This window comes from Luteibacter sahnii (genome assembly GCF_034063545.1).
Lineage (GTDB): Bacteria > Pseudomonadota > Gammaproteobacteria > Xanthomonadales > Rhodanobacteraceae > Luteibacter > Luteibacter sahnii.
The window spans coordinates 574555-598984 of sequence record NZ_JAQLOK010000001.1; the positions used below are offsets into that span (position 1 = coordinate 574555).

Here is a 24430-nt window from a genome sequence, read left to right on the forward strand (position 1 = left end):
AGGGATGGCCGCTGACGCGGCCCACCCGCGGGTCGTGGCGCTGTGGTGACCTTGTAGCGCCAGAGCGCGTTGCACCTGGGCGGTGTCGCAGGGAGACCTTGGTGTCCACCCTCGCTGCTCGGGCAGTCCTCCGCGTTCGACAGGGATGGCCGCTGACGCGGCCCATGTGCTAATCGGCCTGCGGCCGCCCTCTTGTGCGGAACTCGCCTCGAGGGTGGACACCAAGGTCTCTTCCGAGCGGTGAGGTCGGGTGATAGGAGAGCGGCAGGCGCTCGATGACTGATCTGCGCAAGCGCTGCGTGATATGTGAAACGCCAGCCCGACAACGGGTATCCGACGTCGCGACGAGTTGACCGGCGTTGTTGGGCGGAGCGACGTGAAGCTCACTGGCTCGCCGCGGTGGCCGCTAGGCTGAAACGGTTCTCACAACACGCCGCCTCAGTCATGGGGAGAGTCTTCGGTGTCCACCCTCGAGGCGAATTCCGCACAAGGAAGCGGCCGAAGGCCACTTAGGTACTCGGGCCGCGTCAGCGGCCGTCCCTGTCGAACGCGGAGGACTGCCCGAGCAGCGAGGGTGGACACCGAAGGCTCGGGCCTCGCCGTCCGAGCTGGCGGCAGGCCTGCATCCATGCGACATCCCCGCACTGTCGCGAAGAACCAAAAAAGAGCCGCCCGGGGGGCGGCTCTTTTTTTCGTTACAGGCTGAAGTCGTACTGGACCATCAGACGGAAGTAGCGCGGCGTCTGGTAGTAGGTGGGCACGCGGTAGGTGGTGGCGTACAGCGTCTGGTTGGCTCGCTCCCCGATTTCGCTCACGGCGATCGGCTTGCTGTTGTTCAGCACGTTGATCGCGTCGAGCTGGACGGTGAGGCCCTTCACCGCCGCCGGCGTGTAGACCACGTTCGGGCTGAGCGACCAGTTCCACGGCAGGCGCTTGCCGTGTCCACGCGAGTCGACCTGGCCTTCGCAGTAGAAGTAGGCCGAGGCGTAACCGGGGATGCCGTAAGGCACGCCCGAGCCGCCACCGAAGCAGCTGGTCGGACGACCCGACTCAAGCAGGCCGTTGACGCCCACCGACCACTCCGGCGTGAACTTGTAGCCGCCGTACACTTTGAAGCTATGGCGGCGGTCGTTCGGCAGCCATCCGTTCGAACCGTTCATCAGCTCCGGGTAGTCGAAGGCGCTGGTGGTGCCGGTATCGGTCTGGGCGTTGTCCGACTTCACCAGGCCTTCGGTGTTGCCGTAGTTCTTCGACCAGGTGTACGACGCATTGACGTACCAGTCGTTCGTGGCCTTTTCGGCGGTGAGCACGACGGCCTGGTAGCTGCGCTTGGCCTTCGGACCCAGCTTGTCGCCCGGGATCGTCACCTCGCGCAGCTGGCCGCTGCCGTCGAGATCGAGGTTCAGGGTGAGCTTGCTGCCCGGATTGAAGATGTAGCAGCCAGGCATGTTCGCCGGCGGGGTGAACGGATCGTTGCCGACGTTCAGGCCCAGCGACTGGCCATAGGCGTAGAACGGACGCCAGTCGCAGGTGTCGTCGATGGCGTTGTTGAGCTTGCGGTAGATCGCCTTGGCGCCCACCACCCAGTCGTTGAAGAACGCATTGTCGCTGGTGATGCGGTGCTGGATGCCGAGGATGTATTCATCCTGCGAGTAAGGCTTCAGGTCGCGGCTGGCCACCGAACGCGGGTCGGGCGTGGTGCCGTTCTCGCCGTTGACGATCTGCACCGGACCCAGGGCGCCGCCCAGCTGCGGGATGCCGCGGCCATCGACGTTAGCGTAGGCGTAATCCTGCATCGTGTAGTAAGACGCCGTGGCGGCGCGCAGGGCGACGTTCGCGGCGATCGGCAGCGAGTAGCGGCCGGCCGTGCCGTAGATCTTCGTGGTGGCATCGCCGAAGAGGTCCCACGAGAAGCCCAGGCGTGGCTGCCAGATATTGCCCTGGCGGACGAAGTTCTGGCCGGCGCCGTTCTTGTTGGTGAACGAATCGTTGCGCACGCCGACGTAGGCCAGGAACGTGTCGGTGACCTGCCAGTTGTCCTGCAGGAACCACGACTTCTGGTCGACGGCAACCGAACCGCCCGTGCGGTAGTTCTGCACCTGCACGAAATCCTGGCCCGGCGTGCCGTGCAGCGAACCGTCCGTGTCGGTCTGGTAGTAGTAGAGCACGCCGCCGGCGTAGCTCTGGCCGCTCTGCGAGCGCCACTTCTCGCGGCTGAAGCCGCCGGCGATGTCGTGGTCGCCGAGCTTCCAGTCGAGGTCGACGCGCCACGCGGTGCGCTGGTCTTCACCGTTGAAGATGTCGGTGGTGGAGGCGAGGTAGCACGAGGCGTAGGGCGAGGTCAGGCCGTTGGTGGTGCTGTCGCGGGCGTCAATGACGTACGGGCAGCCGGTGCGCGGGCCATTGATGTTGCCGTCGTAGCGGGTGTGCGTGCCGTCCGGGCTGATGTAGTCGGACGAGTTCTTGCTTTTCATCTTGCCCCACTGCGCGCTGGCAGTGAAGTCGTCGGTGATGTAGCTGGTGTACTTGAACACGTTGACGTCGCCACCGGTCTTCACCCGGCGCTGGCCACGGAAGGCCGTGGTCGACGGTGTGCCGTCCTGCGCGTAGTTGGCGGTGAAGTAGTTGCTCGTCTGGTGCTGGGTGTTGTTCATCCCCGTGTATTCGAGGATGTTGCTGTCGTTGATGTTCCAGTCGAGCTTGATCAGGTAGAACGGATCGCTGTCCTTGGTGCGGGTGGCCGCCGTGGTGGCGTTGCCCGTGCCGGTACCCGGCGCGACGGGGTAGAGCGTGGAGCTCGCCTTGTGCGACTGGAAGATGCCGTAGAAGAAGAGCTTGTCTTTCACCAGCGCGCCACCGAGCCACGCCGAGTAGACGTTGTCGTTGTCGGAGTTGCGATCGTAGTTGCGGTAGAGCGTGCCGTTCTTGCGGTAGGTCTTGTCTTCGTTTTCGCGCGCGAAGGCCGGCTGGTAGACCCAGCTGGCACCGCCCTTCCACTGGTTGGTGCCGCGCTTGGTGATCACCGAGGTGACGCCGCCGGTGGAGAACCCGTACTGCGCGCCGTAGCCGCCGGTCTGCACGTCGAGCTGCTCGATGGCCTGGAAGGGCACTTCGGAGAACGACAGGTTGTTGTAGAGGTTGGTGACGTTGAAGCCGTTGACGTAGTAGCTGTTTTCCGCCACCGACGCCCCGCCGAACGACGGCAGGTTGCCGAAACGGGAGTCGCCCTTGGTCGTACCGGGGGTGAGCGCGGCCACGTCGACCACGTTGCGCGGCACCGGCAGCTTGTCGAGCTGGTCGGCGGTGAAGCTGGTGCGCGATTCGACGGTGGCGACGTCGATCTGGGCGAGCGCGCTGGCCGACACGGTGACGGTGTCGAGCGCCTGGGCGGCCGAGGTGCCCGCGGCGGCGAAATTCACCTGCGCCGACTGGCCCGCCACCACGTTGATGTCGCGGCTCGACACGGTCTGGCCGTTCTGCTGCACGTTGATGCGGTAGCTGCCCACCGGCAGCGACGACACGCGGTAGCGGCCGTCTTCGGCGACGGGGACGGCACGGGTCGCGCCGGAGCCGAGGTTCTGCACCTGGATGGTCTGCGAGGCTGCGGCGGTACCGTAGATGTCGCCCACGGTGCTCTGCGCGTAGGCGGAACCGGCGAGCAGGCAGGCGCCAAGCGCCGACACCAGCGCGGTGCGCTTGAGCAGGGTACGGTTAGTCATGGTCAAAGTCTCCCTGGCCCTGCGCTTTCGGCAAGGCTGAACAGCTTGTAGTAGCGCCGCGTGCGGCACTCGTTGGGGGTCACGCAGGGTTTCGGGTGTGGGGACACCCACGCCGCGCCAAACCCCTGGGCGCATGGCGGCGTCACACGACCATAACGGGTGCGTCACGGGTTCGCAAGACTTTGCGATCATGCGATCCGGCGGTTCAGGGAATCGGCCGATGGATGCGACAGCCGTCGGAGAGGGGCGAAAAACGCCTCGGCACTGCGCTGATCAGGGCTCAGAACGTTTGCTGATAACCCATGTAAATGTACCGGTCGATATCGAACGCGGGGTTGTAGGGCGCGCTGCCCTGTCCCGCGCTCGACGCGGCGTAGTAGATCGGTCCCTTGCGGCCGAAGACGTTGTTGACGCCGAGGCGGAAGCTTCCATTCCACGGTGCCTGCCAGCGTAGCTGGAGATCGTGGAAGGCGACCGATCCCTTGCGGTTCACGCCATTGGCGCCAGTGAGGGCGTTGATCGTCTCCGGACGGTTGCATTCTTCGGTGGCCGACCAGCACGCGTCCTTCAAGCCTGAGAAATAACGCACGGTCCACGTGGCACCGAACCGCTCGTGGCTCCAGTCGAGCGACAGGTTGGAGCGAACGCGGTAGAGGCCCTGCAGGTTGTCCATGTAACCGGCGAGCTGCCGGGGCGCGGCGCCAGCGCTGGGTGCCTGGGAGAAATCCTTCAGGTAGGTGCTGTCCGAGAGCACGGCGAACTCACCGTAACGCGTGCTGGGCAGGCGGTAATGCACGCCCAGGTCGTAGCCTTCGGTGCGCAACGAGCCCAGGTTGGCGAGGCTTTCGTCCAGCGTCGTGATGCGTCCGTCCGCCGTGCGGGTGAAGCGGCCGCAATAGGTCGGGTCGTTTCGGACGTAGCAGAAGTTGAGGATGTCGCTCGCCAGGATCGGCGTGATCACGTCGCGGATGTCGACCTTGTAGTAGTCGAGCGTCACGTCGAGCCCGTCCGCGAAGCCCGGGCTGTAGACCAGGCCGGCCGTGCGCGTGATCGACGACTCCGGCTTAAGCGACGGATTGCCGCCGGTGCGGAACGCGACGGGATTCTGTCCGCCGGTCGAGGAGTTGATCGGGGCGCCGCTGGGGTCCACCTGACGGTAACCGGCGGGAACGCCCGCCGCGGCGCAACGGGCCCGTACGCCGGCGTCGCCAGCGGCCGCGCCGTAGGCGCTGTCGCACGGGTCGATGAAGCTTTCAAAGCTCTCGGCGGTGCCGCCGTAGAGGTCGGCCACCGTCGGGGCGCGAAATCCTTCCGCGTAGGTACCGCGCAGCAGCAGGTCATCGAACGGCTTCCAGCGGATGCTGTACTTGCTGCGCGTGCCGCCACCGAAAGCGGAATAGTGCGAATAGCGGGACGATGCGTTCACCGCCAGTTCGTGGGCCAGCGGCAGGTCGGCCAGCAGCGGTATGTCGAGTTCGAGGTAGGCCTCGTTGACGATGTAGCCGCCGCGCGTCGGTGCGCTGGCCAGCTGCGTGGTCAGGCCCTGCGACGCCGCGGCGTCGGGGAGATAGCGGCCGTTTTCCTGGCGATGCTCCACGCCGCCGGCCAGGCGAAGCATGCCCGCGGGCAGGTCGGCCAGGCCGCCGGTGAGGTTGGCGATTACGTCGTTGTTGCGGCTGACCTGGCGCGACTGACCGGTGGTGGCGACGTAGCGCCACACTGCGTCGGGGGTGCCGCCGGGACCGGCGAGAATGTTCCAGGGCACGCAGCCGGCGGCGCGGTCGGCCGCGTCGGCGCAGGCGAGGCGGCCGTCCACCGTGGCGGTGGGGCCGAGCGCCTTGCGCGCATGGTCCAGATCGATGTCGCCGCTCGTGGTGAGGTCGGATCGGGTTTCGGCGTAGGCGTAGGTGACGTCCCAGGCCCAGGTGTGTTCACCCCACGGGAAGGTACCCTCCAGACCCACATCGGCGTGGAACGTCTTGCTCCGTGCCCAGCTGAAGCGCGGCAATTCGGCGAGGCGGCGGAAGAAGGACGTCGCCTCGCCGGGAAACGGGTTGTAGGCGTTGTCCGGGTCGATGACCAGCCCATCCGCGCGGCCCGAGCCGCTCTGCAACGGATAGCCGGCCGCGCGCCAGCGCGTGTCGCGCACGCCGTAGGTCGCCATGCCGCGCAGGGCGATGTCATCGGTGAGGTTGTAGCGCCCGGTGCCGAAGAGGTTGCGCAGCTTGCTGCCCGCGCGAAAGGTCATGTCGTGCGTGGTGTCGTACTTGTCGGCGTTGCTGGCCGGATCGTAGAGGTGGTAGTCGGCCAGGTCGGACGTGTCGCCGACGCGACCGCCGGGGTGGTCCACGACGTATCGGTTCGGCACCCAGGCGCCGTCGCTTGCGTAGCGTCCGGCACCGGCCGTGCCGGGTGCGCGCGGATCGACCACGCCGCCGTAAGCGCCCATGCCGTAGCCGTCGTCGGGATGCCGCGGGCCGTTGGCGTAGCGGGTGAGCGCCCGTTCGCGATCGAGCATCTCGTCGGCGTCGTCGTAGGTGGCGCCGAGAATGACCGAGCTGCGCTCGGTGCTCTTGCCCCAGGTGACGTTGCCGTTCTTCCGGGCGCCGTCGCCACGCCCGTTCACGCCGTAGAGCACGTCGGCCGACGCGCCTTCGAAGCGGTCGGTGGTGATGATGTTGACCACGCCGCCAATGGCGTCGGAGCCGTAGATCGACGATGCGCCATCACGCAGCACCTCGATCCGCTCGACAATGGAGACGGGGATGCTGGAGAGGTCGGTCAGGCCGCCCACGCTGCTCGTCCAGCGGCGACCGTTGACCAGCACCAGCGTGCGTACCGCGCCGAGGTTGCGCAGGTTGGCGTAGCGGCCGCCCGCGTCGTTGCTCGACGACAGCGTGTCTTGCGGTGTGACTTCGGGGGTGGCGGCGGAGGGCAGCCGCATGACGACGTCACCCAGGTCGGTAAGCCCGGTGGCCTGGATCGCCTGGCGATTCATGGTGAAGACCGGCTGCGCGGTCTCTACGTCGATACCGCGGATGCGCGAACCCGTGACCGTGACGTTGACCGGCGCGAGCGTGGGGGCGGGGGAGGCGTCTTGCGCCCCGGCCACGGCGCTGGCGAGGCACGACGCAAGCGCCAGCACCCGCGCCGACCGTCGGCGCACGCCACGGTGACGCTCGTGCCTGGAATGGACGTACATGACCCCGAAAACCTCCCGATCCCCCGCCGGCCCGCATCCGGGCTTGCGATCCACGCAAAATAACGCGTGCGGCGGGGGGCGGGCAACTGCCCCGTCGGGCCTTACGGCGCGGCCGTGGATGTGGCAGGGGCGCCGTCGCCGATGTGGCGGTCGAGGAAGGCCTGCAGCCGGGTGTAGAACTCCTCGACGTTTTCGGGCTTGACGAAACCGTGCTTCTCTCCCGCCTTGGTCAGCGTCTCGTAGGGCTTGTGGGCTGCGTCCAGGGCGGCTTTCATCGCCTTGAACTGGGCGAAAGGCGCGCGTTCGTCATCTTCACCATGCACCAGCAGCACGGGAACCGTGATGCGATCGGCGCCGTGCACGGGCGAATTGGCCGCGAGGTCGGCGGCATCGCGACCGATGACATGGGTGAGGTAGCTCACGCCGCTCTTGCGATCCTTGATGTCACCCTTGTTGTACATCATGTCGAGATCGTAGATGCCGGCGTAGCCGACGGCGCACTTGAACATCGCGGGCGCCCGCTCGGCGGTCATCATGGCGGAATAGCCGCCGAAGCTCGCGCCATACACGCAGACACGGTTCGGATCGGCGTAATGCTCGCTCACCGCCCACTTCACGCCGTCCAGCAGGTCGTCCTGGATGCGCGTGCCCCATTTGAGCCAGCCGGCCTGTTCGAACGCCGTGCCGCGATCGCCGGAGCCGCGGTAGTTTACCTGCAGCACCAGGTAGCCCCGGCTGGCGAGGAACTGCGCATCCCGGTCGAAATACCAGTCGTCCGATACCCCGTGGGGGCCGCCATGCGGCAGCAGCACCATCGGCAGGTTGGTCGGGCTCTTGTCCTTGGGGAACGTCAGGATCGCTTCGAGCTCCCTGCCATCGCTGGCCTTGAAGCGCAGGGGGCGACGCTCGTTCATCTTCGCCGGATCGATCCACGGCTCCACCGCGAACAGGCCGGTCACCTTATAGGTATGGGTGTCGATCAGCATGTAGCGGCCGGGATCGCGATCGCTCACGGTGGCGAACAGCAATTGCGAGCCGTCTTCGCTGAAGTCGACGAACCGGACGAACTCACCCGGGAACTTCGCCGATAGGGCCCGGTGAAGCTTCGATATCGATTCGTTCGGGTCGAAGTACGTGACGCTGGGGATGCCGGTCGTGGACGTCGTGCCGAAGGGACGCAAGGGGGCCGGCGTCCACAGGCCGCCGGTGCTCACGGTACTGAAATCGTTGTAGGCCAGGCGCTTTCGGTTGGCGCCGTTCTCGTCCTGCTCGACGAATTCGCCGCCCTGGCCGTCGGGGCTGTCCATCGCATAGATACGCTGGCTATCGGCCACCTGGGCGATCGGCCGGAACGTCTGCCGGGTCACGTCGTCGCCCAGGCGCGTCCAACCGTCGCCGTCGCGACGGAAGACGACGTAGTTGAAATTATCATCGGTGCCGTACGCGAAACGGGGCGTGCCGTCCGCGCCGACCATGTAGCTCAGCCCGCCGATGGCGATGTCCGCCATCTGGTGGCGGACCCCGGTCGACGCGTCCACGTCGTAGAGCACGCTGTGGTCCTGCTGCGTCCAGGAGGTGGCCCGCATGTAGAAGTGCCCGTTGGTCTTGGTGGGGGTGCCTTCGATGAAGCCCCAGCCCCGGTCGGTGGAGCGGGTCGCCGCGCGCTTGCCGAAACTCTCGTACCCGTAGAGGTAGTCGGGGTTCTTGCCGTCGACGTCCACCGCCATCAATTCGCCGGTGTAGCTGGTGTTGCCGATCGAGCCGTCCTGCTTGCCGCGCGCCACCACCAGCCTCGTCGCGCTCACCCAGATCATTTGCGCGGGGATGTCGTAGGGCGGCAGGCGGAGCAGGGCCGTCGGGTGGCTCATGTCTCCGACGGCGTAGACCGCGATGGCGTGCGTCTTGCCGTCGGGGTCGTTGTAGATCACGGAGAGATGCTTGCCGTCGGGCGACAGCTCGGGCGAGGTGAGCGGCGCGTGGCGGGCGAAATCCGCCACCGGAAGGGTGTCGGCGAAAACGCCCGTGGCGGGCAGGGCAAGACAAAGCGCGGCCAGCAGCGGCCGCACAAGGCGAGGCGTCATCGGTGTAGGTCCCCTGAGGTTTAGCGTCCATGGCGCCACCTCCCCGGTGGCGCCTGCGCGGGATATATCCCAATCCCCAGCCTCCGGCAAGGCCGTTACACTATCCGCCTGCTCCGACCAGGCCCGTCCATGTCCGCTCCCTTCGTTGTCGCTATCGACCCCGTCGCCTTTTCGCTCGGCCCCGTCAAGGTTCACTGGTATGGACTGATGTACCTGGGCGGCTTCCTGGGCGGTTGGGCCCTGGGCGAATACCGTCGGCGCCAGGGCCGGCTGCCGGTCGACGCCGAGCGGTTCGGCGACCTCATGTTCTACGCGATGCTGGGCGTGGTGCTGGGCGGGCGCGTGGGCTACATGCTGTTCTACACGCCCATCCAATGGGTCTGGACCGATCCGGCCGCAATCTTCCGCGTGTGGGACGGCGGCATGTCGTTCCACGGCGGCCTGCTCGGCGTGTTGATCGCGGGTCTTTGGTGGTCGCGGCGCAACGGCGTAACGTTTTTCGACGCGGTCGACTTCGTCGCGCCGCTCGTGCCGCTCGGCCTCGGACTGGGTCGCCTGGGCAATTTCATCAACGGCGAGTTGTGGGGCAAGCCGACCGACCTGCCCATCGGCATGATCTTCCCCAATGCGCCCGACCGGCTTCCGCGCCATCCCAACCCGCTCTACGAGTTCGCGCTGGAAGGCGTGGTGATGTTCACCGTGCTGTGGATCTTCTCCATGAAGCCGCGCCGCCGTTATGCCGTCTCCGGACTGTTCGCGCTGCTCTACGGCGTGTTCCGTTTCACGATCGAGTTCGTGCGCGTGCCCGACGCGCAGTTGGGCTACCTCGCGTTCGGCTGGGTCACGATGGGCCAGATCCTGTCGTTGCCGCTGATCGCGGTCGGTATCCTGCTGTTGGCGATGTCGCGTCGCGCGCCGTATGCGCCGACGGCGCCCGCGCCCACCGCCTGAGTCGACGTCATGCAGCCTTATCTCCAGCTTCTGGACCATGTCCTGCATCACGGCACGCCGAAGGCCGACCGCACCGGCACCGGCACGCGCAGCGTGTTCGGCTGGCAGATGCGTTTTGACCTCTCGCAGGGGTTTCCGCTGGTCACCACGAAGAAACTGCACCTGCGCTCGATCGTCCATGAGCTGATCTGGTTTCTGCAGGGCGACACGAACATCGCCTACCTCAAGGACAACGGCGTCAGCATCTGGGACGAATGGGCCGATGCGAACGGCGACCTCGGGCCGGTCTACGGGCACCAGTGGCGCGCCTGGCCGACGGCCGACGGCGGCACGGTCGACCAGATCGCCTGGGTGGTGGACGAGATCCGCCGCAACCCGGATTCGCGCCGGCTGATCGTGTCGGCGTGGAACGTGGGCGAGCTGCCGAAGATGGCACTCATGCCGTGCCACACGATGTTCCAGTTCTACGTGGCGGACGGAAAACTCTCCTGCCAGCTCTACCAGCGATCCGGTGACATTTTCCTCGGCGTGCCCTTCAACATCGCCAGCTATGCCTTGCTGACGCACATGATCGCCCAGGTCACCGGCCTGGTGCCGGGCGACTTCGTGCACACCCTCGGCGACGCGCACCTGTATTCGAACCACGAGGCGCAGGCGCGGTTGCAACTGGGCCGCGAGCCGCGCCCGTTGCCGAAACTGGAGCTCAATCCCGACGTTCGCTCGGTGTTCGATTTTCGCTTCGACGACGTGCGCATCGTCGACTACGACCCGCATCCGGCCATCAAGGCACCGGTCGCCGTCTGAACGCAGGCGGCATCGCCATGCCCCGATCAAACGCCCGTTAGTTCCGCTCCCGGGTCGGGCGGACTACCATTCCGCCTCGGGTTGTCCCCGTGACGCCCTCCCACCACCGTCTTCACGAAAGGAAGTTCCATGGCCGTTCACCTGGTTGCCGCGCTCGACGAAAACCTTGCCATCGGCAAGCAGGGCGGGTTGCCCTGGCATCTTCCGGACGACCTGAAATACTTCAAGGAACTGACCGTCGGGCGTGCGGTGCTGATGGGCCGAAAGACGGCCGAATCCATCGGCCGGGCCTTGCCGGACCGCGTCAACTACGTGCTGTCGCGAAAGGGCGAGGCGCCGTTCCCCGGCCAGATCACCGTGCGCTCCATTCCCGAGGCCCAGGCCAGCTGCGGTCACACCGGCCTGATGGTGATCGGTGGCGGTGAAGTGTTTCGTGAGGCGCTGCCGTACGCCCGCGAGCTCTACCTGACCTGGGTCTACAACACCTTCGACGGCGCCGACGTCTTCTTCCCCGGCATCGATTTCAAGCAGTGGACCGAGGTCTCGCGCATTCCGCACAAGGCGGATAAGGACCACGCCCACGCCTTCGACATGGTCAAGTACGTACGCAATTCATGATGCATGTCGCCGCCGGCGTGCTTGTGGATGGCGCCGGCCGCGTCCTGCTCGCGCAGCGCCCGCCGGGCAAGCACCTGGCGGGGCGGTGGGAGTTCCCCGGTGGCAAGCTCGAAGCGGGCGAAGATACCGCCGCGGCGCTGGTGCGCGAACTCGACGAAGAGTTGGGCATCGCCGTCGATCCGCTCTCGTTCGAGCCGCTGATCCGGGTGCCGTGGTCGTACGGCGAGCGCGCCCTGTGCCTGGATGCCGTGATCGTCCGGGCCTGGAGCGGCGTGCCGGCCGCGCTCGATGCCGCCGCGATCGACTGGCGCGATCCGCGCGACGTCGATCCCTCCCTCCTGGCACCGGCCGATCGCGCCATTCTTGCCGCGTTACGCCTGCCTGAGCACTATCCGGTCACGCCGTCCGACGTCTCCGTCGAGCGCGCGGCGACGCTCGTGCGGGCCGCGTTGGCCCGCGGCGAGCGGCTGATGCAATGGCGCCTGCCGTCGGTGTCGTTGGCCGAGGCAAGGAAAGGCGCCGCCGGCCTGCTTCCCGAACTGCGCCGGTTCGGTGCGTCGTTGTTGCTCAATCGCGATATCGAGGGCGCGCGCGAACTGGGGCTGGGGGTTCACCTGTCCGCCGCCCAGTTGCGCGAACTCGATGCCCGTCCGTTGCCGCCGTCGCAGTGGGTGGCGGCCTCATGCCATGACGCCGACGAGCTGGCGATGGCGGTGCGATGTGGATGCGACTTCGCGACCGTGTCGCCGGTCATGCCGACGGCGAGCCATCCGGGCGCCGAGCCGCTGGGGTGGCCGCGCTTCGCGAAACTTGCCGAGGCCGCGGCGCTGCCCGTGTTCGCGTTGGGCGGCGTGGGCCCTCACGAGGTCGCCGAGGCGCGGATGCATGCCGGGCAGGGCACGGCGGGCATCCGGGCGTTCTGGCGCGCCTGACGCGCGGCGCCGTTATGCCTTAGGGGCTTTTAGCCGCGCGACGAGGGCATGCAACACGGCCTGCGTTTCCTCGGCGAAGAAGTCGTCGAGGAAACCGGGGTCCAGCAACCCCGTGGTGTCGCCCCACATGGCCACCAGATCCGCGCGGGCGATCGCTCGGGTGCGAAGCATCGCCTTGGACGGCAGCTTCAGGAGGTCGCCCAGCCAGAGCACGGCGCGGGTGACCACCTGTTCCACCGTCGCGAGTTCGTCCACCAAGCCGATCGCATGGGCCTGCTCGGCGTCCACCAGCGCGCCCGCCGTGAGCAACCGCTCCGCGCGATAGGGGCCGACGATCCGTCGCATGGCGTACTGGATGGGTTCGGGTACCGAAAGCCCCACCTGCACTTCGTTGAGTCCGATCTTGTAGACGCCGTGGGCCATCACCCGGTAGTCGCAGAACAGCGAAAGCACGGCCCCGCCCGCCGGGCTGTGCCCGGTGATGGCGGCGACCGTCGGCACGGGCGAGGCCGCCACCGCGCCGCACATGGCGAAAAACGCTTCCCAGAATGCACGCACGCCCGCGCGATCGCGCTGGATCAACGCGGGCACGTCCACACCCGCCGAAAACATGCCCTGGGCTCCCGAAAGGACGATGCCGCGAGCGCCGTTGGCGGGCGCGTTCCGCACCGCTTCTCGCAGGGCGTCGACCAGCGCCGTGTCCATCGCGTTGACCGGCGCGCGGGCCAGGCGAATCTCGTGGATGTCGCCGTCGTGGGGAAGGATGTCGAGCATGGGCGTGTTCCGGGAGGGTGAGGTGGCTTAGGGGCGGACGTCGCTGGCGGCCCAGGTATAGCGCACGGCGTAGTCCAGCGTGGCGGTGCCGTTGGCAGGCACCTCCAGCTTGAACGTGAGTTCATCCGCCGAGCTCTTCGTCGGTTTCACCGACGACGACGTTAGCGTCCATGCGCGCCAGCGGCTGGGGTGTTCGCGCACGGTGACCGTGCGCGACGCATCGCCGGCATTGGTGACGGTGATGCGGATGCTCTCGTCCATCCGGTGCGCGGCCACGTCGGCGGTGAACGCGGTCTGCTCCCGTGTCGCCGTGAGGTCGAACGCGTTGCCGAGGGTGACGGTGGCGTCCTTGTTTTTCGGGGTGTCGTCGAGGCGGCCCTCGCCGAGCAGTTCGGCGTTGCCGTCACGGTCGGTGGTCAGGACGCGCACGTAACCGGCGGGCAGGCTGTCGAACGCCTTGAAGCGCACGGTGGAGACGATGGGCGTGTTCGGCGCCATGCCGATCTCGCGTTCGGTGCGCGGCTGCGAACCGTAGTAGCGCGTCTGCGTGTCGTACACGGCATCGCGCTCGCAATCGATGGTGTGTCGATCGTAGAGCGGCGTCTGCGTGACGCTGCCATCCGGCAGGTCGACGGCGGTGGGCAGCGTGTAGGTGCGCAGGTCGCCCAGCGTCGCCTGCGTTGGCATCGCTTCCATGTCGGCAGCCATCGGCGCGGGTGCGGCCAACGTCTTGAACATGCGTGGCTGCGGCGCCGCCTTGGCCCGGTTCGCGTCGCCCGCGATAAGCTTGAGCGTCACGTCTTTCCAGTCGCGGCCGCTGCGGTTGGCGATGCTCGCCGAGGCGTCCACGTCCATGCGGCAGGTGGCGCCCGGCGCGAGCGTGGCAACGTAGGCGCCACGCCAGCCGAGACCGGAGGTGGGGTAGTCGAGCTGTGCGGTGGTGCGCCCGGCCGCGCCGCCGGCCACGCGGACCTGGAGCGTCGAGCCACGGGCGATGTCGCCCGCGTCGGCCGCGCGCAGCGCGGCGAACGATTTCACCACGCTGGTCTGCCCGCTGCCGTCACGGATGACCATGGGATCCCCCGCGCGGACGAGGGTACCGGCGGCGATCGTCTCGCCCGCCGTGCCGATGACGGTCACCTGCTTGCCGGTGAGCCCGGCGATGGCGGCGTCGAAGCCTTCGCCAAGCAGCAGGCGCTGCGAGACCACGCGCATACCCTTGCCGGGAAAGCGCAGGCTGAGCGCTTCGCTGTCGAGCGCGGACGGCAGGCCGTCGATGGAGAGATCCTGGGTGCCGCCCTTGAGGTCGAACGCGCGGCGTTCGTGCACCACGGCGTAGCCGTCGCCCGACACGGCGTCGCCATTGGTGGCGAACAGCTGGTCGTTGTCGGCGCGATAGAGGGTGAGCGTGGTGCGCTCGTCGGCGGCGAAGGCGGGAAGGGCGATGCCGAAGGCGATCGCGAGTGCGAGGGTGCGACGCATGTATCTCTCTCCTTGAATGCCCTGCCGGATCATACCGGGGAGAGATGAACGAGGTGTAGGAGCGCGCCTCGGGCGGCGCCGCGTGGCGCGCTCCTGCCGCCGGGTCAGGCCCGGGCGACGGCGTCGCGGATGGCCTGGGGCAGGGCCACCGGCCGGCCGCTGCGGGTGTCGATCCAGACCATGGTCACGCTACCGTCGGCATGCACGCGCGTGGCGTCCGTCGAATCGACGATGCGATGGCCGACCGTCATGGAGCTCGTGCCCATGCGGTTGACGTAGAGCTCGACCTGCACGTCGGCCGGCCATTCGATCGGCAGCCGGTAGTTGATCTCGCTGTGCGCCATCACCGGCGCGGCGTCCGGGCTGTACCAGGAATCCGGCAACTGCATCATCCACTTCAGGCGGGCTTCCTGGAGATAGACGAGGTAATTGGCGTTGTTGACGTGGTTGAAGGCGTCGAGGTCCTGCCAGCGCACGTCCATCGGCGTGATGAAAAGGGGGATCGGCGTCGTCGTGGTCGATGCGTCGGTGCTCATGCGGTCTTTTTCTTCTTCGTGGTCTTGGTCGCCGAAGCGGTCTTGGCGGCCGCCTTCTTTACCGGCGACGCCTTCTTCGCCGTGACGGGGCGGGCGGGTTTCAGGTGCGGCAGCAGGAAACGGCCCGTGTGCGACGCTTTCGTGGCGGCCACCGTCTCAGGCGTGCCGCTGACGAGGATGCGCCCGCCGCCGGCGCCGCCCTCGGGCCCGAGGTCGACCAGCCAGTCGGCGGTCTTGATGACGTCGAGGTTGTGTTCGATCACCACCACGGTGTTGCCATGCTCGACCAGCTTGTGCAGCACGTCGAGCAGCTGCTCGATGTCATGGAAGTGCAGGCCGGTGGTGGGTTCGTCCAGGATGTAGAGCGTGCTGCCCGTGTCGCGCTTGGACAGCTCCTTCGATAGCTTCACGCGCTGCGCTTCGCCACCGGACAGCGTGGTGGCGCTCTGCCCGAGCTTGATGTAATCGAGGCCTACCGCGCGCAGCGTTTCGAGCTTGCGCGCGATCACCGGCACATTTTCGAAGAGCCTGAAGGCGTCCTCCACCGTCATGTCGAGTACGTCGGCGATGGTATGGCCCTTGTAGAGCACTTCGAGCGTTTCGCGGTTGTAGCGCTTGCCGTGGCAGACGTCGCAAGGCACGTAGACGTCGGGCAGGAAGTGCATCTCCACCTTGATCATGCCGTCGCCTTCGCACGCCTCGCAGCGACCGCCGCGCACGTTGAAGCTGAAGCGGCCCGGGGTGTAGCCGCGCGAGCGTGCTTCCGGCACCTGGGCGTAGAGCTCGCGCAGCGGCGTGAACAGGCCGGTATAGGTCGCGGGGTTCGAGCGCGGCGTGCGGCCGATCGGCGACTGGTCGATGTCGACGACCTTGTCGAACAGGTCCAGACCCTCGATCGATTCGTAGGGAGCCGGCTGCTCGCCCGCGCCATTCAGTTCCATCGCAGCGATGCGATAGAACGTGTCGTTGATCAGCGTGGACTTGCCCGAACCGGACACGCCCGTGATGCACGTGAAGGTGCCGACGGGGACACGCAGGTCCACGCCCTTGAGGTTGTTGCCGGTGGCGCCCTTGAGTTCGAGCCATTGGCCGTCGCGGGCGTCGCGACGCTTCGCCGGCACCTCGATGCCGCGTTCGCCACTGAGGAACTTGGCGGTGACCGATCGGGGCGACGCCATCACCTGTTCGAGCGTACCTTCGCCCACGATGTCGCCCCCGTGCACGCCCGCGCCCGGGCCGATGTCGAGGATGTGATCGGCCGCGCGGATGGCGTCTTCGTCGTGTTCGACCACGATCACCGTGTTGCCGAGGTCGCGCAGGCGGGTGAGGGTGCCGAGCAGGCGCTCGTTATCGCGCTGGTGCAGGCCGATGGAGGGTTCGTCGAGCACGTACATCACGCCGACCAGCCCCGCGCCGATCTGGCTGGCCAGACGGATGCGCTGCGCCTCGCCGCCGGAAAGCGAATCCGCCTGTCGGTCGAGGGTGAGGTAATTGAGGCCCACGTCGTTGAGGAACGTCAGCCGCTCACGGATCTCCTTGACGATCTTCACCGCGATTTCGCCACGCCAGCCCTGCAGGGTGAGCTTGGCGAAGAAGTCGAGCGCCACGTCGATGGCCAGCGAGGTCAGCTCGGGGATCGCCTTGTCGGCGACGAACACGTTGCGGGCCGACGGGTTCAGGCGTTGGCCGCCGCAGTCGGGGCAGGGATGGTCGGCGATGTAGCGGGCGAGCTCCTCTCGCACCGCGGCGGACTCGGTCTCGCGGTAACGGCGCTCGAGGTTGGGCAGGATGCCCTCGAACTTGTGTTCGCGGGTGACCTTGCCGCCACGCTCGGTGAGGTAGCGAAACGGGATCAGCTCCTTGCCCGAACCATTGAGGATTGCGTTCTGCACCGACTTCGGGAGCTGGCGCCAGGGGGTCTCGGGGTCGAAGCCATAGTGCTTCGCCAGCGAGACGATCATCTGGTAATAGTAGGCGTTACGGCGGTCCCAGCCGCGGATGGCGCCACCGGCCAGGCTCAGTTCCGGATGGCCCACGACGCGCGCCGGGTCGAACACCTGGGTGACGCCCAGGCCGTCGCAGGTGGGGCAGGCGCCCACGGGCGAATTGAACGAGAACAGGCGCGGTTCCAGTTCCGGCAGCGAGTAATCGCACAGCGGGCAGGAGTATCGCGACGAGAAGAGCTGCTCGGGCGCCTTCGTGTCGTCCATGTCCACCAGCACGACGATGCCGTCGCCGAGCCGCAGGGCGGTCTCGAACGACTCGGCCAGGCGCTGCTTGATGTCGTCGCGCGGGCGGAAGCGGTCGATCACCGCTTCGATGGTGTGTTTCTGGCGCAGCGTCAGCGGCGGTACCGCGTCGAGATCGTAGACCTCGCCATCGACGCGGGCGCGCACGAAACCCTGGGCGCGGAGTTGATCGAAGACCTGCACGTGCTCGCCCTTGCGCTCGCGGATCACCGGCGCCAGCAGCATCCAGCGCTTGTCGGCGTCGAGTGCCAGCGCGGTGTCGACCATCTGGCTGACGGTCTGCGCCTCCAGCGGCGTGCCGTGGTTCGGACAGCGGGGCGTCCCCACGCGCGCATAGAGCAGGCGCAGGTAGTCGTACACCTCGGTGATCGTGCCGACGGTGGAGCGGGGGTTGTGCGACGTCGACTTCTGCTCGATCGAGATAGCCGGGGAAAGGCCCTCAATGGTGTCCACGTCCGGCTTTTCCATCATCGAGAGAAACTGTCGGGCATAGGCCGACAGCGACTCGACGTAACGGCGCTGGCCTTCGGCATAGATGGTGTCGAAGGCCAGCGACGATTTGCCGGAACCGGACAGCCCCGTGATGACAATGAGCTTGTCACGGGGCAGGTCGAGGTCGATGTTCTTGAGATTGTGCGTGCGGGCGCCGCGGATGCGAATGCTGTCCATGTGCCGACGTAAGTGGGGGAGATCGCCGACTATACCAAGGGGTTTGTGGGGAGTTAGTCAGTGCCGGTGACGCCGGGGCCGACCAACTCGGCTACCATGTCCCCGCCCCGGGGAGGGGCTCATCCTAGAGGACAGATCATGCGTAAGCGGACAGCGATGGTGGCGGGTCTTTTGCTGGCGGTGGGTGCCGGACAGACCATGGCCGCGCAGCCGAGCGAGCAGCAGGTGCGCAAGCTGATGGAGGTGGTCGGCATGGGCCGGATGCTCAGCCAGATGAACAGCCAGATGGCCGGCGTGATGCAGACCGCGCTGCCCTGCGTGCCTGCCAGCTACTGGCAGGGCTTCGTCGACCAGAATGCCACCAACCAGCTGATCGGCCGCATGGTGCCGGTGTACCAGAAGCACTTCACCGACAAGGAGATCGACGAACTGCTCAAGTTCTACAGCACGCCGACCGGCCAGAAGGTCATCAAGGAGATGCCGGCGACCATGGCCGAGGGCATGCAGATCGGCAAGCAGTGGGGCCAGGAGCGCGGCCAGCAGATGATCAAGCAGCTGCAGGGCCAGGGCACGCTCAATGCGCAGGGTCAGTGCCCGGCCACCGGCACCGCCGCCAAGCCCGCTCCGGCGCCCGGTAAGTAAGCCCCCCCCGGCCACGCCCCGCCGACCGCCATCTTAAAGGGGCGGGGCAGGCCACCGTGCTGGCGACGCCGCGTCCTTGCTTGGCCATCCGCGGAAGAGACGGTGAGTAGGTCTTTCGTAGGTGACTGATAAAACTCGTGTTTTATCGGCCGCCTTGCCGCTGTTGGCTCGACGTTGCGCGCTTAACCGACTGATTGACCTTGCCTTTTGCCTCCCGCTATAATTCGCGGTTCGTAACACCTGCAACACCCCAAGAAGAACTACATAATCAGGAAACCACCATGAGCTACGCAGTCATCAAGACCGGTGGCAAGCAGTATCGCGTCATGCAGGGCGAAGTCCTGCGCGTCGAGCTGCTCCCCGCCGAAGTCGATTCCACCGTGACGTTCGATGAGGTCCTCCTCGTCGGCGAAGGCGAGTCGATCACCGTCGGCGCCCCGCTGGTCGCTGGCGCCACCGTCAGCGCGACCGTTCGCGCCCACGGCCGCGCCGATAAGATCCGCATCGTCAAGTTCCGTCGTCGCAAGCACTACAAGCGCACGCAGGGACACCGTCAGCATTACACCGAAATCGAGATCACGGGCATCAACGCCTGAGTCGCCGGAGGATATGAGTCATGGCACATAAAAAAGGCGTAGGTTCCAGCCGCAACGGTCGCGATTCGAACCCGAAGTACCTCGGTGTGAAGATCTACGGCGGCCAGGCCGTCGAAGCCGGTAACATCATCGTTCGTCAGCGTGGTACCAAGTTCCACGCCGGCGTGGGCGTTGGCCTCGGCCGCGACCACACCCTGTTCGCCCTGGTCGACGGCACCGTGTCGTTCAAGACCCGTGGCGACAAGGGCCGCAAGTTCGTCGACGTCGTCCAGGGGTAAGCCCGTTCCGACGCGATAGCGAAGGCCCCGCCCATGGCGGGGCTTTTCGTTTTTGAGCGACGGTGACGCGTCAGCCATGCATGCGAAGTGGTCCCCGTCGCGTGTCGTCGACAGGCCTCGGGATGCGCCTCGGCTCACGGTTCGCCCCGCGGCATATGGCCCACTGTTCACTCTTTACCGTTTACGCCACAGGTTGACCCATGAAATTCGTCGATGAAGCCCAGATTCGAGTCCTCGCCGGTGACGGCGGCAACGGCTGCGTGAGTTTCCGTCGCGAGAAGTTCATCCCGTTCGGCGGTCCCGACGGCGGCGATGGCGGCGATGGCGGTTCGGTCTGGCTCGTGGCCGACGAGGGTCTGAACACCCTGGTCGATTTCCGTCACCAGCGTTCGTTCAAGGCCCAGCGTGGGCAGGGTGGCATGGGCAGCCAGATGTACGGCAAGGGCGGCGAAGACACCGAGGTCCGCGTGCCGGTTGGTACGGTGGTGACCAACGTGGACACCGACGAAGTCATTGGCGACCTGACCTCGCACGGCCAGCGCCTCAAGGTGGCGCAGGGTGGTCGTGGCGGCCTGGGCAACATCCACTTCAAGAGTTCCGTGAACCGGGCGCCGCGCAAGTCGACGCCGGGCACGCCGGGCGAGGTTCGCGACCTCAAGCTCGAATTGCGTCTGTTGGCCGACGTCGGCCTGCTCGGTTTTCCGAATGCCGGCAAGAGCACGTTCATTCGCGCTGTCTCGGCCGCTACGCCGCGCGTGGCCGACTATCCGTTCACCACGCTCCATCCCAACCTTGGCGTCGTCCGTGTGGGTACCGATCAGAGCTTCGTGATCGCCGACATCCCCGGCATTATCGAGGGGGCCGCCGAGGGCGCGGGCCTGGGCATCCAGTTTCTTCGCCACGTGTCGCGCACCAGCTTGCTGCTGCATGTGGTCGACATCCAGCCTATCGACGGTTCCGATCCGGTGGAGCAGGTGCGCACGATCGAGAGCGAGCTGGAGCGATTCGACGGTGAATTGGTCGGTCGCCCCCGCTGGCTGGTGATCAACAAGTCCGACGTTTTCTCTGACGAGGCCGAGCTTCAGGCGGTCGCTCAGGACATCGTCACCCGCCTCGACTGGAAGGCGCCGTGGTTCCTGGTGTCGGCGGCCGGTCAGTTGGGCACGTGGGACGTCTGTCTCAAGGTGCAGCAGTTCTTCGACGCCGAGCGCGCCGCGATGCGCGACCGCACCGAGGCTGCCGACGACGTGCGCATGCGCGGCGACTAAACCGGATGGAGTGCGCCCTGCGCGCGACCCCGCACGCACACCGCATGAGGCTGAGGGGCGCGACTGCAGCCTCGGCGCGCCTAAAGAAAAAGCCGGCGGAAGCCGGCTTTTTCGTCAACAGCGATGTCGCGCAGGCGATTACGCCAGGTCGCGGATCTTCGCGTTCAGGCGGCTCTTGTGGCGCGCCGCCTTGTTCTTGTGGATCAGGCCGCGGGCAGCGTAGCGGTCCATGACCGGCACGGCGACAGCGTAAGCCGAGGTGGCGGCGGCCTTGTCCTTGGCGTCGATCGCCTTGACGACCTTCTTCAGTGCGGAACGCACCATGGAACGCGCGCTGACGTTGCGCAGCCGGCGCTGCTCCGACTGACGCGCACGCTTCTTCGCGGACTTGATGTTGGCCAAGGTAAAGCTCCAGAGTTCGGTGGGTTTTAAAAAAGACACCCATTGTGGAGCCAAAACGAGGCTGCGTCAATAGGTTAGGGCTCGCGCGAACGATGCCCGGGGCGGGGACGCATCGCGTCCCGAAAAATCCAGAGCGGAGACTGTCCGCTGCCCGGCGTGCTTTGTCAAACTAGCGGTTTAACCCGACCCCCGGCACGGATGAAAACCCCCAGTCTTCTTCGCGGTGTGCTGTCCTTCAGCGGCATGACCATGGTCTCGCGCGTCCTCGGCCTGGTCCGCGACATGGCGATCAACGCGTCGTTCGGCGCCAACGCGGCCACCGACGCCTTCTGGGTCGCGTTCCGCATACCCAACTTCATGCGCCGCCTCTTCGCCGAGGGATCGTTCTCCACCGCCTTCGTACCGGTCTTTACCGAGGTCAAGGAAACCCGGCCCCACGACGACCTGAAGCAACTGATGGCGCGTACCTCGGGCACCCTTGGCGGGGTGTTGCTCCTGGTGGTGGCGCTGGGGCTGATCTTCGCCCCCCAGGTGACGGCACTCTTTTCACCGGGTGCCGTGGAGACGCCGGAGAAATTCGAACTCACCGTCAACCTGCTGCGCCTGACCTTTCCCTTCCTGCTCTTCGTGTCGCTCACCGCCCTTTCCGGTGGCGCGTTGAACAGTTTCCACCGGTTTGGCCTGCCGGCCCTCACGCCGGTCATCCTCAACCTGTGCATGATCGCCGGCGCGTTGTGGTTGGCGCCGAGGCTGCATACGCCCATCATGGCGATGGGCTGGGCGATCCTGGTCGCCGGCGTCCTGCAGCTGGCCTTCCAGTTGCCCGCGCTTCGCCAACTCGACCTGCTGGCGCTGCCGCGTTGGGGATGGCGTTCGCCGGACGTGCGCCGGATCATGACCCTGATGGTGCCGACCCTGTTCGGATCCTCGGTGGCGCAGATCAACCTGTTGCTGGACACCGTGATCGCCTCGCTGCTGATTGCCGGGTCGCAGAGCTGGCTGTCGCAGGCCGACCGCTTTCTCGAACTGCCCCTGGGCGTATTCGGTGTCGCGCTCGGCACGGTGATCCTGCCGTCGCTCTCGCGCCACCACGTCGCTACCGACAAGGACGGTTTCTCGCGGGCGCTCGACTGGGGCCTGCGGACCACGCTGCTCATCGCCGTGCCGGCCATGTTCGCGCTGATGATCCTCTCCGTGCCGCTGGTCGCCACGATCTTCCAGCACGGACGCTTTTCCGCGTTCGACACGAAGATGGCATCGCTGTCGATTTCGGCCCTGAGCTTTGGACTGCCCGCGTTTGCGCTGGTGAAGGTGGTGCTTCCGGCGTTCTACGCCCGCAAGGACACGCGCACTCCGGTGCGTGCGGGTGTCGCCTCGTTGGTGTCCAACATGGTTTTCAACGTGGCCTTTCTCGCCCTGCTGTTCGTCCTCTGGGCGACGCCCACGCAGAAGGCGGGCTCCTGGTTCGAGGCGCTGTCGGCCATTCCCGGCCTGCACATGGCCCTGGGCATGGCCAGCGCGTTAGCGAGCTACATCAACCTGGCCCTGCTCTGGCACTGGCTGGGGCGTGCCGGCGTGTACACCCGGCAACCGGGGTGGAGCCGCCACCTGCTCCGGCTGGGCGTGGCCTGTGCGGCCATGATCGTCGTATTGCTGATCGGCCTGCACGCGTGGCCTGACTGGACCGATGTGGCGAAGTGGGAGCGCGTCTGGCGCCTCGCGGTGCTGGTCGGCGCGGGCGGTGGCGCCTACGTGGCGGCGCTCTTCGCCTTGGGGTTCCGCCTGCGGGATTTGCGGGCGAGGTGAGGCGGGGGACGGGCGTTGGGAAGTGGGGGCGTGTTTCCGGCGGGCGCCCGAGGGGCCGGGTAGCCTCACGTTGGCGCTGTGCTCGCGTAACGCATCAGGCGCCCTCTGACGAACGACGCGGGATGCGCCCCCGCTTCCCGTCCCCTGGCTCCTGCTCCAAAGAGCGGGGACGGGCGTTGGGAAGTGGGGGCGTGTTTCCGGCGGGCGACCGAGGAGCCGGGTAGCCTCACGTTGGCGCGCTGTTCGCGTAACGCATCAGGCGCCCTCTGACGAACGACGCGGGATGCGCCCCCGCTTCCCGTCCCCCGGCTCCACTCCCATGGCGCACAACCTCATCGCCCCTGCGCCTCCCATACCCACCGCCGTTGTGCACCGCAACCGCGCCGCTATACTGCCCGGATGGCTTTCGTTTCCCTTCGCTCCCAGGACGCCCCGGCATGACCCTTCGACTCCATCGCGACGTCGACGGTCCATCGCTCGCGCCCGAAGGCAGCGTCGTCGCGATCGGTGCGTTCGACGGCCTGCACCTGGGGCATCAGGCGATCCTGGCCGAGGTCCGCCGCCGTGCCGCCGAGCGCGGTCTCGCGCCGGCGGTGATCACGTTCGAGCCGCTGCCCCGCGCGTTCTTCTCCGCCGAGCCGGTGCCGCGGTTGTCTGGCGTGCGCGAGAAAGCCGAGGGCATGAGCGCGGCGGGCATTCGCGAATTGCTCTCCCTGCGCTTCGACACGTCGCTGACGCAGATGTCGGCCGAGGATTTCGTCCGCCAGGTCATCGTCGCCCGTCTCGCCGCGCGCGAGGTCTGGGTGGGCGAAGACTTCCGCTTCGGCCATCGCCGTGCCGGCGACTTCGCCTTGCTCCAGCGCATTGGGGCGGAATACGGCTTTACGGCCCATGCCGTGCCCGCCGTGATCGTCGACGGCGAGCGCGTGTCGTCGTCGCGCGTTCGCACGCTGCTGGCCGAAAGCCGTTTCGCGGACGCGACCACCTTGCTGGGCCGGCCCTTCGTGATCGACGGCCACGTCGAGCACGGGCAGCAGCTCGGCCGCACCCTGGGTTATCCCACCGCCAACGTGCACCTGCGCGAACGGGTGAGCCCGGTGCGCGGCATCTTCGCCGTGCGCATCGGCATCGGCGACGGCCCCTGCAGCTGGCCGGGCGTGGCGAGCCTCGGGGTGCGCCCGACGGTCAACGAAGTAAGCGAGCCGCTGCTCGAAGCCCACCTGTTCGATTTTTCCGGCGATCTTTACGGCCAGCGCATCGGCGTGGAGTTCGTGCGCAAACTCAGGGACGAAGAGAAATTCGCCGATCTCGACGCGCTCACCACCCAGATGCGCCAGGACGAGATCGACGCCCGGCAGGCCCTTGGGATGAACCCCATTCTTGTCAATGCATGAGGCGCCTTGCGCCTACCCGAGAAACCC

18 protein-coding genes are annotated in these 24430 nt (G+C 66.9%); 10 read left to right on the top strand and 8 right to left on the bottom strand.

Annotated features, from left to right (window positions below):
• Positions 1-695: 695 nt before the first annotated feature.
• The 3 genes from PI246_RS02705 to PI246_RS02715 all read right to left on the bottom strand — a co-directional run bounded on the left by PI246_RS02705 (position 696) and on the right by PI246_RS02715 (position 9002).
• Complete coding sequence (locus PI246_RS02705; RefSeq protein ID WP_320549743.1) at positions 696-3719, bottom strand: TonB-dependent receptor; 3024 nt, start codon at positions 3717-3719, stop codon at positions 696-698.
• Positions 3720-3999: 280 nt separating this feature from the next.
• On the bottom strand, positions 4000-6921 hold the full coding sequence (locus PI246_RS02710; RefSeq protein ID WP_320549744.1) for a TonB-dependent receptor domain-containing protein: 2922 nt from the start codon (positions 6919-6921) through the stop codon (positions 4000-4002).
• Positions 6922-7022: 101 nt separating this feature from the next.
• Positions 7023-9002: an alpha/beta hydrolase family protein gene (locus PI246_RS02715; protein WP_320549745.1), complete on the bottom strand. Its 1980-nt coding sequence runs from the start codon at positions 9000-9002 to the stop codon at positions 7023-7025.
• A 129-nt stretch (positions 9003-9131) separates the two neighbouring features.
• Between PI246_RS02715 and lgt the strand changes: the two genes are divergently transcribed.
• The 4 genes from lgt to PI246_RS02735 all read left to right on the top strand — a co-directional run bounded on the left by lgt (position 9132) and on the right by PI246_RS02735 (position 12307).
• Positions 9132-9953, top strand: a complete 822-nt coding sequence (lgt, locus tag PI246_RS02720) for a prolipoprotein diacylglyceryl transferase (protein ID WP_320549746.1) — start codon at positions 9132-9134, stop codon at positions 9951-9953.
• A 9-nt stretch (positions 9954-9962) separates the two neighbouring features.
• Complete coding sequence (locus PI246_RS02725) at positions 9963-10757, top strand: thymidylate synthase (protein ID WP_320549747.1); 795 nt, start codon at positions 9963-9965, stop codon at positions 10755-10757.
• A 129-nt stretch (positions 10758-10886) separates the two neighbouring features.
• Positions 10887-11375 carry a dihydrofolate reductase gene (locus PI246_RS02730; RefSeq protein WP_320549748.1) on the top strand — a complete coding sequence of 163 codons (489 nt, stop codon included), beginning with the start codon at positions 10887-10889 and terminating at the stop codon, positions 11373-11375.
• Positions 11375-12307 (top strand): Nudix family hydrolase, encoded by a 933-nt coding sequence (locus PI246_RS02735; RefSeq protein ID WP_320549749.1) that lies wholly within the window; start codon positions 11375-11377, stop codon positions 12305-12307. Before PI246_RS02730 ends, PI246_RS02735 begins: the two co-directional genes overlap by 1 nt.
• A 12-nt stretch (positions 12308-12319) precedes the next feature.
• Here the strand turns inward: PI246_RS02735 and PI246_RS02740 are convergent, their stop codons facing one another.
• From PI246_RS02740 to uvrA, 4 genes are all read right to left on the bottom strand, one after another.
• Entirely contained in the window at positions 12320-13081 is a 762-nt protein-coding gene (locus PI246_RS02740; RefSeq protein ID WP_320549750.1) for an enoyl-CoA hydratase/isomerase family protein, read from the bottom strand.
• A 27-nt stretch (positions 13082-13108) separates the two neighbouring features.
• On the bottom strand, positions 13109-14563 hold the full coding sequence (locus tag PI246_RS02745) for a DUF4139 domain-containing protein (RefSeq protein ID WP_320549751.1): 1455 nt from the start codon (positions 14561-14563) through the stop codon (positions 13109-13111).
• Positions 14564-14667: 104 nt separating this feature from the next.
• Complete coding sequence (locus PI246_RS02750) at positions 14668-15099, bottom strand: acyl-CoA thioesterase (protein ID WP_320549752.1); 432 nt, start codon at positions 15097-15099, stop codon at positions 14668-14670.
• Positions 15096-18017, bottom strand: a complete 2922-nt coding sequence (uvrA, locus tag PI246_RS02755) for an excinuclease ABC subunit UvrA (RefSeq protein WP_320549753.1) — start codon at positions 18015-18017, stop codon at positions 15096-15098. Before uvrA ends, PI246_RS02750 begins: the two co-directional genes overlap by 4 nt.
• Before the next feature lie 138 nt (positions 18018-18155).
• Here uvrA and PI246_RS02760 point away from each other — a divergent pair, with 138 nt between their 5' ends.
• From PI246_RS02760 to cgtA, 4 genes are all read left to right on the top strand, one after another.
• Positions 18156-18659: a DUF2059 domain-containing protein gene (locus PI246_RS02760; protein WP_320549754.1), complete on the top strand. Its 504-nt coding sequence runs from the start codon at positions 18156-18158 to the stop codon at positions 18657-18659.
• 281 nt (positions 18660-18940) lie between these two features.
• The gene (gene rplU, locus PI246_RS02765) at positions 18941-19255 is read left to right on the top strand and encodes a 50S ribosomal protein L21 (RefSeq protein WP_320549755.1); all 315 of its coding nucleotides are present in this window, start codon (positions 18941-18943) and stop codon (positions 19253-19255) included.
• A 20-nt stretch (positions 19256-19275) separates the two neighbouring features.
• The gene (rpmA, locus tag PI246_RS02770; protein ID WP_320549756.1) at positions 19276-19533 is read left to right on the top strand and encodes a 50S ribosomal protein L27; all 258 of its coding nucleotides are present in this window, start codon (positions 19276-19278) and stop codon (positions 19531-19533) included.
• A gap of 200 nt (positions 19534-19733) precedes the next feature.
• Positions 19734-20801: an Obg family GTPase CgtA gene (cgtA, locus tag PI246_RS02775; protein WP_320549757.1), complete on the top strand. Its 1068-nt coding sequence runs from the start codon at positions 19734-19736 to the stop codon at positions 20799-20801.
• Positions 20802-20939: 138 nt separating this feature from the next.
• Here cgtA and rpsT read toward each other — a convergent pair whose 3' ends face one another.
• The gene (gene rpsT / locus PI246_RS02780) at positions 20940-21203 is read right to left on the bottom strand and encodes a 30S ribosomal protein S20 (RefSeq protein WP_045831394.1); all 264 of its coding nucleotides are present in this window, start codon (positions 21201-21203) and stop codon (positions 20940-20942) included.
• A gap of 198 nt (positions 21204-21401) precedes the next feature.
• Between rpsT and murJ the strand changes: the two genes are divergently transcribed.
• Entirely contained in the window at positions 21402-23009 is a 1608-nt protein-coding gene (gene murJ / locus PI246_RS02785) for a murein biosynthesis integral membrane protein MurJ (RefSeq protein ID WP_320549758.1), read from the top strand.
• 437 nt (positions 23010-23446) lie between these two features.
• The gene (locus PI246_RS02790) at positions 23447-24403 is read left to right on the top strand and encodes a bifunctional riboflavin kinase/FAD synthetase (RefSeq protein ID WP_320549759.1); all 957 of its coding nucleotides are present in this window, start codon (positions 23447-23449) and stop codon (positions 24401-24403) included.
• The last annotated feature ends 27 nt before the right edge of the window (positions 24404-24430 follow it).